Origin of the sequence: Pseudomonas sp. SCPG-7 (assembly GCF_002156405.1) — a bacterium.
In the GTDB taxonomy this organism is placed as follows: Bacteria; Pseudomonadota; Gammaproteobacteria; order Pseudomonadales; family Pseudomonadaceae; genus Aquipseudomonas; species Aquipseudomonas parakoreensis.
Genome location: NZ_MVOO01000007.1, coordinates 251,127 through 265,707 on the forward strand (window position 1 = coordinate 251,127; position 14,581 = coordinate 265,707).

A 14,581-nucleotide genomic window follows, 5' to 3' on the forward strand; every position below is an offset into this window, starting at 1 on the left:
CGCCTTCTGTCATCGGTCGAGATTAAAAATCATCTTCGACGTGACCATCCTTGACCTTGAACTCGCGATTCTGCAGGTAGGCGTTGCGGATGAAGGTGTACTTGTCGCCGCTGATCAGCTTCTCGCTCGACAGCAGGCTGGCGCGGGTGTCGACGATGTTCAGGCCGAACACCGAGTTACGCACAGGCACGTCGTTGATGTAGCGGTACGGACCGGTGTAGCTGTCGACGTACTTCGACGGCGCATCACGCAGGGTGCTCGGGCCGAGCAACGGCAGCATCACGTAAGGGCCGCTGCTGACGCCCCAGTAACCGAGGGTCTGACCGAAGTCCTCATCGCTGCGATTCAGGCCCATTTTGGTGCCGACATCGAAGAAGCCCAGCAGGCCGAACGTGGTGTTGAAGATGATGCGCGCGGTATCGACACCAGCGGCTGCGGGCTTGGCCTGCAGAATATTGTTCGCCAGGTTGGTGACGTCACCGACGTTGCGGAACATGTTGTGGATGCCGTCTTCAAGGAACTGCGGCGTCACGTACTCGTAGCCCTGCGCCAGCGGCTTGAGCGCGTAGGTGTCAACGAAGTCGTTGAACTGGAAGATCGGGCGGTTGACGCTTTCCCAAGGGTCTTCTTCCGTTGCAGCATTGGCGGCGAACGGAACCAGCAAGACGCTGGCACATACACATAGCTGAGCGAGAGGATTGCTCCAGCGCATAGAAAAGCTCCTTGGATTCGTACTGGCGCGGGCACCGTCGGCCCAAGCGTTAAGACCGCTAGTATAAGCGCAAAAGCCGTTTTGGGCAGTCTACCTGTCAAGAGTAATGCAGGACGTTTCCAGAGAGCGCCTTCACACACCTGTCATCCAGCTGTCACCGATGTCGCCTAACCTCGTGACTATTTCAGGGACGTTGCCATGACCCACGCTGAAGCCTTGCCTGTCGCCGCGCCCGGCCTGACCGCCGTGCTGTTCGGACTCAGTGGCTGTCTGGTGGATTTCGGTGCCCGTGCCCGGCAACACGCCAGCATGCTGCCCGAGCACGCCGACGCCACACCCGGCGCCCTCGACAGCCTGCTCAGCCTGCAGCGCCAGGAGATTCCCTGTGCGTGGATCGATGAGTTGCCCCCTGCCCTCGCGCACCCTTTGGCGGCCTCGCTGCCGGCGTGGATCAAACCAACGCAATATTCAGCAACAATCAATCCATGGCCCGCGCCGAATGCCTGCTGGCAGGCACTGATGGGCTTGAACGTCAGCCGCCTGGATGGCTGCGTGCTGGTCAGTGGCGAGCCGCGCCTGCTGCAAGCGGGCCTCAACGCCGGACTGTGGACCATTGGCCTGGCCTCCTGCGGCTCGTTGTGCGGCCTGTCGCCGAGCGAGTGGCAAGCCTTGAGCCAACAGGAACGCGAACAGCGCCGCGGCAAGGCGACCCTGCAGTTGTTCAATCTGGGCGTGCATTCGGTGATCGACCACCTGGGCGAACTCGACACCTGCCTGGCCGACATCAACCTGCGCCGCCTCAAGGGCGAAAAGCCCTGACCGGGATCATGCAGGTTGCAACAGAGTGGATTAATCTAAAGGTCAGCCATAGACCTTTGGCGCGCGGCTGCGGTCAATGCCAGTGCCTCTTGATAAAAGGAAACCACCATGCCCGCCCAAGAACTGCAAAAACAACTCGACACCCTGCGCGAGCAACTGGAGCAGAATCCGCCGCTGTCCGAAGCCGAGCGTGAAGATCTGCATGCGCTGATGGCGCAGATTGAAACCGAAATCAAACTGGAAAGCGCCACCCAGGACGCCAGTATCGCCGATGGCGTGAACCTGGCGGTTGACCGCTTTGAACTCGAACACCCGGCCATTGCCGGCACCCTGCGCAATATCGTCAATGCGCTGGGCAGCATGGGGATCTGATTCCCGGGTATCCCAAAAAAGCAAAAGATCGCAGCCTGCGGCAGCTCCTACAGGGAATCTCATGTAGGAGCTGCCGCAGGCTGCGACCTTTTGATCTTACTGACGGACCAGTCGGTGGTTCGGCAGTTGTACCGCTTCAGTGCTGCGATACGGGTTGATATCCAGCCCGCCGCGGCGCACATACCGTGCAAACACCGTGAGCTTCTCCGGCTTCAGCAAACGCTGCAGGTCGAGGAAGATCCGCTCCACACACTGCTCGTGGAAGTCCGAGTGCTGGCGGAAGCTGACGATGTATTCCAGCAGGCTCGCGTGATCCAGCGCCGCGCCACGATATTCCAAGACCACGCTGCCCCAGTCTGGCTGGCTGGTCACCGGGCAGTTGGATTTGAGCAGATGGCTGTGCACGCTCTCTTCGACAATCCGCGAATCATCGCAACGCAGCAGTTCCGGACGCGGATGCTCATAGTTGCTGACGCTGATGTCCAGATCGTCGATGCACACGCCCGGCAACGCCACGACGCCTTCGGCTTCGACCTCTTTCAGGCTGCGTACGCGTACGCCGACCGGTTTGCCGGCAGCGGCCGACAGGTCCTTGACCAGCGTCGCTTCCAGGCTGGCGATGTCGGCAAACGGCGTCTGGTTCAGCGAGTTCAGGTACAACTTGAACGACTTCGATTCGATGATGTTCGGCGAATCCGCCGGAATGCTGAATTCACCGATCGCCACCACCGGTTTGCCCGACGGCAGCAGCCACGACAGTTCGAAGCAGTTCCAGAAATCCACACCTTTATACGGCAGGGTTTCGGCGGTCAGGCCCAGTTCGGCCCATTTCGCGGTGCGCGGAATCGGGAACAGCAGTGACGGCGTGTACGTGGCGATGTATTCGCTGGATTTGCCCAGCGGCGAATGTTCGGCTGCGGGATGCATGGCGGAAACCTGACTGAAGAATCAGCGGATTCTATCAGCCTTTGCGCCCGCCTTTGAGTGCTTACTGACTGACAGTCAGTTTGCCGACCATGCCCGCCTGGTAGTGACCGGGAATGTTGCAGGCAAATTCCAGGTTGGTGGCCTTGCTGAAGGTCCAGGTCAGCTCGGCGGTCTTGCCCGGCTCGACCAGCACGCTGTTGGGGTCGTCGTGCTTCATGCCGTGGCCCATGCTGGCGTGATCCATGCCCGCCATGTCGTGGGACATTTCTTTCATGCCGGTAGGCGTCAGCATGCCGCTTTGCTGCATCTGCAGCATTTCCTGCTGGTGTCTGGCATGCATCGCCGCGTCACCGAGGTTGAATTCGTGCAGCAACTGACCTTTATTCACCAGGACAAAGCGAACCGTCTCACCGGCCTTGACCTGAATCGCCTTGGGGTCGAACGACATGTCGTTCAGTACAACTTCAATGCTGCGAGTAGCCTTGGCTGCTGGTGCCGGTTGGCCAAAATCATAAGTGTGTGCGGGCGCGGCCCAGACAGGTGAACTCAACGCCAGTAAACAGGCGGCGACGGCCAGAGGATTGCGCAACAACATAGTCATACTCCAACAAGAAAAGGTTCAGCCTGTGGGAAACTCTAGCCCGCCTGCGCTGGCAGCTACCTGACAGGCAGATTACAACTTTGTCAGGTTGGCGCGCGCCGTCTGTTCCCACGGTATAACGTTTTCGTTTCTCTATATCCGAGTCGCCCATGAAACTGCTGATCGTCGAAGACCAACCGAAAACCGGCCACTACCTGCGCCAGGGCTTGACCGAGGCCGGGTTCAACACGGAACTGGTGGCCGACGGCAACAGCGGCCAGCAACTGGCGTTGAGCGGTGATTATGCGCTGCTGATCCTCGACGTGATGCTGCCCGGGCGCAGTGGCTGGCAGATTCTGCACGCGGTGCGCAGTGCCGGCCTCGACACGCCGGTACTGTTTCTCACCGCCAAAGATGCAGTCGAGGATCGGGTTCATGGCCTCGAACTCGGCGCCGACGACTATCTGGTCAAACCGTTCGCCTTCTCCGAGTTGCTGGCGCGGGTGCGCAGCCTGCTACGCCGGGGCAGTGCGACACCCCAGGAAACCAGTCTGCAACTGGCCGACCTGCGCCTGGACCTGATTCGCCGCCGGGTCGAACGCAGTGGCCAGCGCATCGACCTCACCGCCAAGGAATTCGCCCTGCTGGAAATGCTCCTGCGCCGTCAGGGTGAAGTGTTGCCGAAATCGTTGATTGCCTCGCAAGTCTGGGACATGAACTTTGACAGCGACACCAACGTGATCGAAGTGGCGATCCGTCGCCTGCGTCTGAAAATCGACGATGAATTCCCCAACAAACTGATCCACACCGTGCGTGGCATGGGTTACGTGCTTGAAGAGCGTCCAGCCTGATGCGTCGCCTGTCGCTGAGTTCTCGTCTGGCTCTGCTGTTTGCCGCGTGCACCGCCGTGGTCTCGCTGTTCGCCGGGGTGCTGTTCAGCCGCGCCAGCGAGGCGCACTTCATTGAGCTCGATCAGCAATTGCTGGATGGCAAACTGATCGGCCTGCGCCGGGCCTTGCAGGATGTGCAACCCGCTCAGCGTGAGGCGCGGCTGGCGGATGAGCTGAGCCGCCAGGCCGATCTGGCGCTGCGTATTACCGGCAGTGACGGTCAGCGCTGGTACGACAGTTCGACGCAGATCCCTACGGCGTTGCCGAAACAATCCGGCCTGTCGACCATCAGCCATGACGGCGCCGACTACCGCGTGCTCAACGCCCCGCTCTACCCGGATAAGTCCGATACACCACAACTGACGCTGCTGCTGGACATCACCCACCACCAGCACTTCCTGCAACGGATGCAGCATCTGATCTGGCTGACCGTCGGGCTGTCGGCGCTGGCCACCGCGCTGCTCGGCGCGTGGGCGGCGCGCAGCGGTTTGCGTCCGTTGCGCCGTATGAGTGCAGTAGCGCGTGGGATTTCCGCACAATCGCTGAATGCCCGACTGCCGGAAGCGCAAATGCCGCCAGAGCTTGCGGAAATGGCCCACAGCTTCAACGCCATGCTCGGACGCCTCGATGACTCGTTTCAACGGCTGTCGGCGTTTTCTGCCGACATCGCCCATGAACTGCGCACACCGCTGTCGAACCTGCTGACCCACACCCAGGTCACCCTCACTCGCCCGCGGCCGCTTGAGGATTACCGCGAAGCCCTGCACAGCAACCTCGAAGAACTGCAATGGATGGCACAGCTGGTCAACGACATGCTTTATCTGGCCAAGGCTGACCACGGTTTGCTGATGCCCAAGCGCGAGGCGCTGGAACTGGCGGATGAAAGCGATGTGTTGCTCGAATTCTTCGCGCCACCGGCCGAAGACGCCGGGGTGACGCTGAGCCGCCAAGGTCATGCGCGTATAGAAGGCGATCGCAGCATGCTGCGCCGGGCCTTGTCGAATCTGCTGGATAACGCGCTGCGCTTCACCCCGGCGTCAGGCAGCGTGCGCCTGTCCATCGTCGATCAGCCACACGCGGTGCAGGTGTCGGTGGAGAACAGTGGCGAAGAGATTTCGGCAGAGCTGTTACCACGGCTGTTTGACCGGTTCTATCGCGCCGATCCGGCGCGGCAGGAAGGCAGCAGTGAGCATGCGGGGTTGGGGCTGGCGATTACCCAATCGATCGTCCGCGCCCATGGTGGGCAGATTCATTGCGAATCGGCTACGGGGTGGACGCGGTTTGTGATCGAGTTGCCCAAGGGGGCTTGAGGCCAGCAGGTACGGCCCCATCGCGGGCAAGCCCGCTCCCACAGTGTTTTGTGTCGTTCACATAATGGTGACGCAACTCAATACCTGTGGGAGCGGGCTTGCCCGCGATGGCGATTTCAGCGCTTACGAATATCTCAGCGCGTGAGCCGGCTCAATCTTCGCTGCCCGCAACGCCGGGTACACCGTCGCCAGGAAGCTCAGAATAAAGCCCGCCGAGCAGATCAACAGCACATCCCCGCCCTGCAATTCCGAAGGCAGGTTGCTGACGAAGTACACGTCGGAACTGAAGATGTGCTGCCCGGTAACGCGCTCGACCCAGCCGACCATCTCGCTGACGTTCAGCGCGGCAATTACGCCAAGCACGCCGCCGATGAGGGTACCGACAATGCCAATCACCGTGCCCTGCACCATAAAAATCGCCATGATCTGCCGTGGCGTGGCGCCGATGGTGCGCAGAATCGCGATGTCCGCGCCCTTGTCGTTCACCACCATGATCAGCGTGGCGATGATGTTGAACGCCGCCACCGCAACGATCATCAGCAACAGCAGGCCGATCATGGTTTTTTCCATTTTCATCGCGCTGAACAGACTGCCCTGGGTGTGGGTCCAGTCGTCAGCCTTGAACTCGGCACCGAGCCCGGCGGCGATGTCCGATGAGACTTTCGGCGCAGCGTACAGATCCTTCACCGCCAGGCGCACGCTCTGCACCTGATTCGGCTGCCAGTGCTGCATGGTCGCGGCATCGGCCACGTGGATCAGGCCCATCGAGCCGTCCAGTTCAGCGCCGACCTTGAACACACCGACCACGTTCAGGCGCTGCATGCGCGGGGTAATGCCACCCGGTGCGGTGCTGACTTCCGGCACGATCAGAGTGATCTTGTCGCCGACGTTGAGGCGGAAGCGGCGCGCGGTGATTTCACCGATCACCACGCCGAACTCACCCGGTTTCAGGTCATCGAGACGTCCCTGCACAATGTGCTGGGCAACGATCGACACCTTGCCTTCCTGGGCCGGATCGACGCCGCTGATCTGGATCGGCTGCATCAAACCCTTGTAGGACAGCATGCCTTCCATCTCGGTGAACGGCACGGCGGCGGTCACTTCGGGATTTTTCAGCGCGGCGGCGGCCACCGGCTGCCAGTCATCGATCGGCTTGACGCCAACGATGGTCGCGTGCGGCACCATGCCGAGGATGCGCGAGCTCATCTCGCGCTGGAAGCCGTTCATTACCGACAGCACCACGATCATCGCCAGCACGCCGAGGGCGAGCCCGATCATCGAAGTCATCGAGATGAACGAAACAAAGCGATTGCGGCGCTTGGCGCGGGTATAGCGCGTGCCGATAAAGATCGATAACGGTCTGAACATTCGCTGGGGCACCGTATAAAAAATCAAGCTTAAAAAAGCGGCCAATCGTTTGAGAGCGTAGCGAGCGAAGGAAAGACAAGGCAAAAACAGGCGAGGAAGCGGAGTCTACTGGCTGTAAATGAGCATTCCGAGCCTGTTTTTAACGCAGTATTTCCGAGCGCAGTAGCTCTCAAGCGATTGGATTCAGGCAGCCTTCCTGCAGTTGTAGGACGCGGTCCATCTGGCGGGCCAGGTTCATGTCGTGAGTCACCACCAGGAACGCCGTGCGCATCGAAGTGCTGAGTTCCAGCATCAGATCCTGGATGCCTTCGGCGGTGTGCGAATCAAGGTTGCCGGTTGGCTCGTCGAGCATCACCAGGCCTGGATTGTTCACCAGCGCACGGGCGATGGCCACACGCTGGCGCTCGCCACCGGACAGCTCGGCCGGTTTGTGCTCCAGACGATGGCCCAGTCCCACGCGCTCCAACAACGCCGTAGCGCGTTGACGTGCTTGCGGGATCGCGGTCTTGCCGATCAGCAGCGGCATGCAGACGTTTTCCAGCGCGGTGAATTCCGGCAGCAAGTGGTGGAACTGGTACACGAACCCGAGGGCACGGTTACGCAGCAGGCCACGCTTCTTTTCGCTCAGCGCTGACAGTTCTTCGCCGTCAAGCCAGACGCTGCCCTCGGTTGGGGTGTCGAGACCGCCCAGCAGGTTGAGCAAGGTACTTTTGCCCGAACCGGATTTGCCGACGATCGCCACACGCTCGCCCGGGTGCAACTCCAGTTGCAGACCGGCCAGCACTTGCACCGACTCCGGGCCTTCCTCGTAGGATTTGCCCAGGTTGCGGCAACTCAAGATTGCTTTATCACTCATGCCCGACTCACTCATAACGTAGCGCCTCCGCCGGCTGGGTGCGCGCGGCACGCCAGGCGGGATACAGGGTGGCGAGGAAACTCAGGACCAACGCAGCGGCGCAGACCATGACCACGTCCTGGCTCTGCACCTGCGAGGGCAGGTAATCGATGAAATACACGTCGGCGTTGAGAAACTTGTGGCCGATCAGCCCTTCGAGGGCGGAAATTGCAGCGCTGACGTTGAGCGCGGCGAGAATACCGAGCACCGCGCCAATCGCCGTACCGACCACGCCGATCACGGTGCCCTGCACCATGAACGTACGCATGATCGTCCCCGGCGTAGCGCCGAGGGTACGCAGAATGGCGATGTCGCTCTTCTTGTCATTCACCACCATCACCAGCGTGGAAATGATATTGAACGCAGCCACCGCGACGATCAGCAGCAACAGCAGACCGATCATGGCTTTTTCCATGCGGATCGCCTGATACAGGTTGCCGTGGGTACGGGTCCAGTCGCGGGCGTAGTAATGGTCTTCGCCCAACTGCTGGGCGATGGTCCAGGCCACGCGCGGCGCCTGGAACAGATCATCGAACTTCAACCGGATGCCCTGCACCTGATCAGGCTTCCAGCGGTGCATCTTCGCCAGATCCTGCAGGTTGGTGACGCCCAGATAGCCGTCCAGCTCACCGGCGCCAACATGAAAGATGCCGACCACGGTAAAGCGCTTCATGCGCGGGAACATCCCGGCCGGGGTCACGCTGACCTCCGGCGCGACGAAGGTGACCTTGTCACCCAGGCCTACGCCGAGCTTGGTCGCGGCCTTGTCGCCGATGACGATGCCGAAGCTGCCCGGCGTCAAATCGTCGAGTTTGCCCTGCTTCATGAAGTTGTCGATGATCGACACATTGCGCTCGAGCGCGGGGTCGATGGCGTTGAGCAACACCTTGGACACCTGGCCGTTGTTGGTCAGCAAACCCTGCATCTGGGTGAACGGCGCAACCGCCGTCACCTCAGGGTTGCGTTTGACCTTGGCGGCCAGGCTCTGCCAATCGTTGATCGGCTCGCCGGTTTCAAGAGTCGCGTGGGGCACCATGCCCAGCACGCGGGTGCGCATCTCATGATCGAAGCCGTTCATCACCGATAGCACCACGATCATCACGATCACGCCGAGGGCGAGCCCGATCATCGAAGTCAGGGAAATGAATGACACAAAATGATTGCGACGCTTTGCACGGGTATAACGCGTGCCGATAAATACGAAGAGAGGTCTGAACATGTCGGGGCTTGTTCGGAGGGAAAAGGAACGTCCTTGTGGCGGGGGTCGATAACCAGCTTTACACTCAGACCACCGCCGCTACCATGGGTTCGCCATGTCGACATTAGATGAAGAAGATCGCCGCGAATACTACCGTATCGAGGACATGATCGCACTGGAAATTCGGCCCCTGTCCGCTCCCGAAGCCGCAGGCCAGGAAGTGTTGCAGGATGCTTCCCCGCTGTTCAACCTGCTCAGCGAACTGCACCTGAGCGAATTCGAGTCGCAGCACCTGTTGCGCCAGATCAGCGAGCGCGACCGGGCGATTGCCGCGTTCCTCAAATCCCAGAACAAACGCATCGACCTGCTCAGCCAGGTGGTCGCCCTGACCGTGCTCGGCCACATTGGCGAGCCGCAACCGGTGATCCTCTCCGAAGGCGGAATCGACTTTCAGCACCCGACGCCAATCGCCACGGGCGCGCACCTGTCGGTGAAACTGGTGCTGATGCCGCAGGCGCTGGGCCTGCTGCTGCGTGCCCGCGTGACCCATTGCGACCGCAAGGGCGATGGCTACGACGTCGGCACCGAGTTCGAACACTTGACCGACGCCCAGCGCCAGTTGCTCGCCCGTTATATCTTGCAGAAACAGGCCCAGGAACGACGCCTGGCCCGTGAACAGAACGAATTAGGCATTTAATTAAGGAAGCACCGTGACCCTCATCTACGGCCACCGCGGCGCCAAGGGCGAAGCACCGGAAAACACCCTGACCAGCTTTCAGGAATGTCTCAAGCACGGCGTACGCCGTTGCGAACTGGATCTGCACCTGTCCAAGGACGGCGAGCTGATGGTGATCCACGACCCGACCCTCAAGCGCACCACCGACCGGCGCGGCAAGGTGGTCGAGCACACCGCCGCCGAACTGGTGACCTACGACGCGCGCAAGGGCGGCCCGGGCTGGATCAAGCCGTGCCCGATTCCGACTCTGGAAGAACTGTTCGAACAGTGCGATTTCGAGCACTGGCAACTGGAAGTCAAAAGCGCTTCACGCACCCGCGCCGCCACCACCGTGTTGGCGATTCGCGAAATGGCCCAGCGTCATGGCTTGCTGGACAAGGTCACCATTACTTCGAGTTCGCGGGAAGTGCTGAAGGCGGCGCTGGAGCTGGTGCCGGACGTATCGCGTGGACTGGTCGCCGAATACGCCTGGCTCGACCCGTTGAAGGTCGCCGCCAGCTATGGCTGTGAGATCTTGGCGCTGAACTGGACACTGTGTACGCCGGAACGCCTGCAGAAGGCGCAGCGTCAGGGGCTGCATGTCTCGGTGTGGACCGTCAACGAGCCTGCGCTGATGCGCAGACTCGCCGACTTCGGCGTTGACAGCCTGATTACAGACTTTCCCGGTTTGGCCACTGCCACCCTCGAGAATTGCTGAAATCGGTCTCCCCGGCCGGCTCAGGCCACCGGCCGGAGCCCGTCAAAAAAGCCGGTTGAGGCCGTCGTACGCCGCTACCCGATAGGCTTCGGCCATGGTCGGGTAGTTGAACGTGGTGTTGACGAAGTACTTCAGCGTATTCAACTCACCCGGCTGGTTCATGATCGCCTGACCGATGTGCACGATCTCCGACGCCTGATAACCGAAGCAGTGAACACCCAGCACTTCCAGGGTTTCACGGTGGAACAGGATTTTCAGCATGCCTTGCGGCTCGCCGGCGATCTGCGCACGCGCCATGCTCTTGAAGAACGCCTTGCCGACTTCGTACGGCACTTTGGCCTGGGTCAGTTCCTGCTCGTTCTTGCCGATCGAGCTGATCTCCGGAATGGTATAGATACCGGTCGGCACGTCATTCACAAAGCGCCAGCTACCGTTATCGACGATGCTGCCGGCCGCCGAGCGACCCTGGTCGTGGGCGGCACTGGCCAGGCTTGGCCAGCCGATCACGTCGCCGGCGCCGTAGATGTTCGGCACGCAGGTGCGGTAAGCCTCGTCGACTTCGATCTGGCCGCGGCTGTTGACCTTGACCCCGATGTTTTCCAGACCGAGCTGGTCGGTGTTACCGGTACGGCCGTTGCACCAGAGCAAGGCATCGGCCTTGATCTTCTTGCCGGACTTCAGGTGCAGGATAACCCCGTTATCGACGCCCTCAACGCGATCGTAATCTTCGTTGTGGCGCACGGTGATGTTGTTGTTGCTGAAGTGGTAGCTCAACGCCTGGGAGATTTCCGAGTCGAGGAAGCTCAGCAACTGACCACGGTTGTCCACCAGTTCAACCAATACGCCCAGACCGCTGAAGATCGAAGCGTATTCGCAACCGATCACGCCGGCGCCGTACACGATCAGTTTGCGCGGGGTGTGGCCGAGGCTGAGGATGGTGTCGCTATCGTAGATACGCGGGTGATTGAAATCGATGTCCGCCGGGCGATACGGACGCGAACCGGTAGCGATGATGATGTGCTTGGCCACCAGTTTCTCGACCACGCCGTTGGCGCAGACCACTTCGATGGTTTGCTCGTCGGCAAAGCTGCCGGTACCGATGAACACGTCGACGCGGTTACGGGCGTAGTAGCCGGTGCGCGAAGCGACTTGTTTGGAGATAACCTTTTCAGCGCTTTTCAACACGTCCGGGAAGGAGAACCAGCGTGGCTCGCCGATCGCCCGGAACATCGGGTTGGTGTTGAACTGCATGATCTGCCGCACCGAGTGACGCAGGGCCTTGGACGGGATGGTTCCCAGGTGGGTGCAGTTGCCGCCGACCTGGCGACGACTGTCGACCATCGCCACCTTGCGCCCTGCTTTGGCGGCGTTCATTGCCGCGCCTTCTCCCGCCGGGCCGGAACCCAACACCACCACGTCGTAGTTGTAGACAGCCATGCGTACTCCTCAGAACAGGCCGCGGTGCCAGCAGCACCGGCGGCTAAATCACGCCGAATCGTGGCGCGAAGGAACAATTGGGGGTCAGTAAAGAACCCGGACACAGTCTATAGAAGCGTCAACGCCGCGCACATTAACCCTTGGTCGCGTCGTAGGCTACTTTTGCCTGCACTACAACGCCAGCTTTCGTACTGTTTTCAGTCAACTTTTGCGCGACTCAGGCGCTCGAAAGCCGCACTGGTGCGAATAACAAAGCCTGTATCGGCACGAATCACGAAGAATGCACCAATGTCGTGTTTTTCGGCATAGTCCCAAGCCCGATCAGGCCCGAGAATCAGCAACAGCGTCGATAGTCCATCGGCCATCAACGCTGAAGGATGAATCACCGTAACTGACGCCAGGCTGTGTAGGACCGGCGCCCCGCTCCGCGCATCGAAGGTGTGGGAATAGCGCCGGCCACCTTGCAGGAAATAGTTACGGTAATCCCCGGAGGTGGAAACCCCGTAGCCGTCGACCTGAATGATCCGTTCGGCCACCTGTTGATCATCACGCGGCGCCTCCAGCGCAATACGCCAGGATGAGCCATCAAGCTTCTTGCCCTTGGCCTTTAGCTCACCGGTGGCTTCGGCGAGATAGTCATGGATGCCCATCGACTCGAGCCTGGCGGCGATGGTGTCGACGGCGTATCCGGCGGCGATGCTGTTGAAGTCGACTTCGACAGCGGCGTCCTTGCACAAGCGGTCGCCGTCGATACGCAAATGGCGGTAGCCGACTCGCTGCAGGGTTTCGGCCAGCACGGCGGGGTCGGGGACTTTCTCTTCACGCCCTTGCGGGCCGAACCCCCACAGATTCATCAGCGGCTCGACGGTCAAGTCGTAGGCACCTTCGCTTTGCTCTGACAGTTGTTCGCCAACGCGGACCAATTCAAGCACAGCGGCAGGCAGGGTCTGACAGCTGTTCGCCGGCAAAGCATTGAAGCGCTCGATGTCGGAATCACTGCGGTAGGTCGACATCTGTCGATCCACGTCAGCGAGGATACCTTCCACTTCCCGGCGAACTTGCGCCGGCTCGGCAATACCCGCGTGTCGCACGTACTTGATCGAATACGTGCTGCCCATGGTCGGGCCACCAAAACTTTCCAGGGAATCACCGTTGCCACAGGCCACGAGGACAACCACCACACTCACAAGCCCAACCCATCGTCCAGTGAACAATTCTTCATCTCCCCATAAAAGCGCGCCGGCCATTATGGATCAAAGGCCCGCACGCTCCCCATCGGATGCAACGCGTTACAAGAAACCAATAATGAGTAACTGAAAATGTCCTCGACCACGGGCAAAGGCAAAGCGATTTTTCGCGTTGTCAGCGGCAACTTTCTCGAGATGTTCGACTTTATGGTCTATGGCTTCTACGCCACGGCCATTGCCAAAACCTTCTTCCCGGCCGACAGCGCCTTCGCTTCCCTGATGCTTTCCCTGGCGACTTTCGGTGCAGGCTTCCTGATGCGTCCGCTGGGGGCGATCTTCCTTGGCGCTTACATTGACCGTCACGGTCGTCGCCAGGGCCTGATCATTACCCTTGCGCTGATGGCCGCCGGTACGATCCTGATCGCCTGCGTGCCGGGTTACGCCACTCTGGGTGTCGCAGCGCCGTTGATCGTGCTGTTCGGTCGCTTGCTGCAAGGCTTCTCGGCTGGCGTCGAACTGGGCGGTGTTTCGGTATATCTGGCGGAAATCGCCACGCCGGGCCGCAAGGGCTTTTTTGTCAGTTGGCAGTCTGCCAGCCAACAAGCGGCGGTGGTGTTCGCCGGTCTGCTCGGCGTTGGCCTCAACCACTGGCTAAGCCCGGATCAAATGGGTGACTGGGGCTGGCGCGTGCCGTTCCTGATCGGCTGCATGATCGTTCCGGTGATCTTCGTCATTCGTCGTTCGCTGGAGGAAACCCCGGAATTCCAGGCGCGTAAACATCGCCCTACCCTGCGGGAAATCGTCCGCTCGATCGGTCAGAACTTTGGCATCGTCATCGCCGGCATGGCGCTGGTGGTGATGACCACGGTTTCGTTCTACCTGATCACCGCCTACACCCCAACCTTCGGCAAGGCTGAACTGCATCTGTCGGATTTCGACGCGCTGCTGGTAACGGTGTGCATCGGTCTGTCGAACTTCTTCTGGCTGCCAGTGATGGGCGCGGTGTCCGACAAGATCGGGCGCAAACCCCTACTGCTGGCGGCGACCCTTCTGGCGATCCTGACCGCTTACCCGGCGCTGTCGTGGCTGGTGGCGAACCCGAGCTTCAGTCATCTGCTGATCGTCGAGCTGTGGCTGTCGTTCCTGTACGGCTCGTACAACGGCGCGATGGTCGTGGCGCTGACCGAAATCATGCCGGTGGAAGTGCGTACGACCGGGTTCTCGCTGGCCTATAGCCTGGCGACAGCGACCTTTGGCGGCTTTACGCCTGCGGCCTGTACTTACCTGATTCACGTGCTGGACAACAAGGCTGCGCCGGGAATCTGGCTCAGCGGTGCGGCGGTGCTGGGGTTGATTGCGACGCTGGTGCTGTTCCGCGGGAACAAACATGAATTGCGCACTGCGCAAGCCGCTGTGACAGGTGGGGCCCGATAGGACGCCATCGCTGGCAAGC

The 14,581-nt window shown here is 60.6% G+C and carries 15 protein-coding genes; 7 read left to right on the forward strand and 8 right to left on the reverse strand.

The features are described from left to right. Window positions 1-22 precede the first annotated feature (22 nt). Window positions 23-712, reverse strand: a complete 690-nt coding sequence (locus B1722_RS15850) for a VacJ family lipoprotein (RefSeq protein WP_041074007.1) — start codon at window positions 710-712, stop codon at window positions 23-25. 198 nt (window positions 713-910) lie between these two features. On the opposite strand from B1722_RS15850, the gene B1722_RS15855 reads away from it, so the two are divergent. Then, window positions 911-1,531, forward strand: a complete 621-nt coding sequence (locus tag B1722_RS15855; protein WP_041074005.1) for a hypothetical protein — start codon at window positions 911-913, stop codon at window positions 1,529-1,531. 108 nt (window positions 1,532-1,639) lie between these two features. Further along, window positions 1,640-1,903: a DUF4404 family protein gene (locus tag B1722_RS15860; protein WP_041074003.1), complete on the forward strand. Its 264-nt coding sequence runs from the start codon at window positions 1,640-1,642 to the stop codon at window positions 1,901-1,903. A gap of 96 nt (window positions 1,904-1,999) precedes the next feature. Here B1722_RS15860 and queF read toward each other — a convergent pair whose 3' ends face one another. Then, on the reverse strand, window positions 2,000-2,830 hold the full coding sequence (gene queF / locus B1722_RS15865; protein WP_041074001.1) for an NADPH-dependent 7-cyano-7-deazaguanine reductase QueF: 831 nt from the start codon (window positions 2,828-2,830) through the stop codon (window positions 2,000-2,002). A 61-nt stretch (window positions 2,831-2,891) separates the two neighbouring features. Then, a complete protein-coding gene (locus B1722_RS15870; protein WP_041073999.1) occupies window positions 2,892-3,425 on the reverse strand; it encodes a plastocyanin/azurin family copper-binding protein in 534 nt (177 codons plus the stop codon). A 155-nt stretch (window positions 3,426-3,580) separates the two neighbouring features. Here B1722_RS15870 and B1722_RS15875 point away from each other — a divergent pair, with 155 nt between their 5' ends. Then, complete coding sequence (locus B1722_RS15875) at window positions 3,581-4,261, forward strand: heavy metal response regulator transcription factor (protein ID WP_086793379.1); 681 nt, start codon at window positions 3,581-3,583, stop codon at window positions 4,259-4,261. Beyond that, window positions 4,261-5,610, forward strand: a complete 1,350-nt coding sequence (locus B1722_RS15880; protein WP_086793381.1) for a heavy metal sensor histidine kinase — start codon at window positions 4,261-4,263, stop codon at window positions 5,608-5,610. Before B1722_RS15875 ends, B1722_RS15880 begins: the two co-directional genes overlap by 1 nt. 123 nt (window positions 5,611-5,733) lie before the next feature. Here the strand turns inward: B1722_RS15880 and B1722_RS15885 are convergent, their stop codons facing one another. From B1722_RS15885 to B1722_RS15895, 3 genes are all read right to left on the reverse strand, one after another. Continuing rightward, complete coding sequence (locus tag B1722_RS15885; RefSeq protein WP_041068958.1) at window positions 5,734-6,978, reverse strand: lipoprotein-releasing ABC transporter permease subunit; 1,245 nt, start codon at window positions 6,976-6,978, stop codon at window positions 5,734-5,736. Between the two features lie 169 nt (window positions 6,979-7,147). Next, window positions 7,148-7,834: a lipoprotein-releasing ABC transporter ATP-binding protein LolD gene (gene lolD / locus B1722_RS15890; RefSeq protein ID WP_174376664.1), complete on the reverse strand. Its 687-nt coding sequence runs from the start codon at window positions 7,832-7,834 to the stop codon at window positions 7,148-7,150. A gap of 7 nt (window positions 7,835-7,841) precedes the next feature. Continuing rightward, window positions 7,842-9,092: a lipoprotein-releasing ABC transporter permease subunit gene (locus B1722_RS15895; protein WP_041068963.1), complete on the reverse strand. Its 1,251-nt coding sequence runs from the start codon at window positions 9,090-9,092 to the stop codon at window positions 7,842-7,844. A 94-nt stretch (window positions 9,093-9,186) separates the two neighbouring features. On the opposite strand from B1722_RS15895, the gene B1722_RS15900 reads away from it, so the two are divergent. Beyond that, window positions 9,187-9,768: a PilZ domain-containing protein gene (locus B1722_RS15900; protein ID WP_041068966.1), complete on the forward strand. Its 582-nt coding sequence runs from the start codon at window positions 9,187-9,189 to the stop codon at window positions 9,766-9,768. A gap of 13 nt (window positions 9,769-9,781) precedes the next feature. Further along, entirely contained in the window at window positions 9,782-10,504 is a 723-nt protein-coding gene (locus tag B1722_RS15905; protein ID WP_041068969.1) for a glycerophosphodiester phosphodiesterase family protein, read from the forward strand. A 42-nt stretch (window positions 10,505-10,546) separates the two neighbouring features. On the opposite strand, the gene sthA is transcribed toward B1722_RS15905, so the two are convergent. Beyond that, entirely contained in the window at window positions 10,547-11,941 is a 1,395-nt protein-coding gene (gene sthA / locus B1722_RS15910; RefSeq protein WP_041068973.1) for a Si-specific NAD(P)(+) transhydrogenase, read from the reverse strand. A gap of 197 nt (window positions 11,942-12,138) precedes the next feature. After that, the gene (locus B1722_RS15915; RefSeq protein ID WP_174376663.1) at window positions 12,139-13,188 is read right to left on the reverse strand and encodes an FAD:protein FMN transferase; all 1,050 of its coding nucleotides are present in this window, start codon (window positions 13,186-13,188) and stop codon (window positions 12,139-12,141) included. Between the two features lie 72 nt (window positions 13,189-13,260). On the opposite strand from B1722_RS15915, the gene B1722_RS15920 reads away from it, so the two are divergent. Next, on the forward strand, window positions 13,261-14,562 hold the full coding sequence (locus B1722_RS15920) for an MFS transporter (RefSeq protein WP_041068976.1): 1,302 nt from the start codon (window positions 13,261-13,263) through the stop codon (window positions 14,560-14,562). The last annotated feature ends 19 nt before the right edge of the window (window positions 14,563-14,581 follow it).